This window comes from Corynebacterium sp. HMSC05E07, from assembly GCF_001807225.1.
Classification (GTDB): domain Bacteria; phylum Actinomycetota; class Actinomycetes; order Mycobacteriales; family Mycobacteriaceae; genus Corynebacterium; species Corynebacterium singulare.
The window spans coordinates 1-560 of sequence record NZ_KV788203.1 but is presented as its reverse complement, the minus strand read 5'-3'; the positions used below and the strand labels follow the sequence as shown (position 1 = coordinate 560).

The following is a 560-nucleotide window of genomic DNA, read 5'->3' as shown; positions in this document are numbered from 1 at the left end:
TGTTGCGACCGGCTATTTGGTAGCAGTGTCGTGACTATCTGGTAGCGCTTCAGTGAGTATCTGGTAGCAGTTCAGCGCGCTCGGGGTGATACTTCCGGTAGCCGCACCACTCGGGTGCGGCGTGTACTGGAAGGAGTCCGCTGATGACGGATTACCGTGCGGTGATGACGCTGCTTTTAGGGAAGCGTTCTTACCGCCAGATTGAAGACCAGCTCGGGTGCTCGCACCGCGCGATTTCCCGAGCGAACCAAGCGCTGCGACGCCTTGGTTTGACCACTGCCCAGCAGGTCGCGGCGTTGACGAATGACGAGCTGGACGAGATATTCGTTGATAAACGCACCAGCGGGCAAGGCGAATTCGTCCCGATTGACTTTGACGCGGTCGTTAAAGCACGCACAGGGCGTGCGAAGCAGACACTGCAAGTATTGTGGGCTCGCTACACCACCACCCCCGCCCAGCCGGGCCAGCGGCACTACAGCTACGACCGGTTCCGCCAGCTGGTTGCCTCCCATGTCGATGCGGCCGGGCTTACCGCCCGGATCACTCACGCGCCAGGGCAT

1 pseudogene is annotated in these 560 nt (G+C 60.9%); it reads left to right on the top strand.

What is annotated here, in order from left to right:
• Positions 1 to 143: 143 nt before the first annotated feature.
• Positions 144 to 560: pseudogene (locus HMPREF3149_RS01625) on the top strand (IS21 family transposase); the annotation flags it as partial.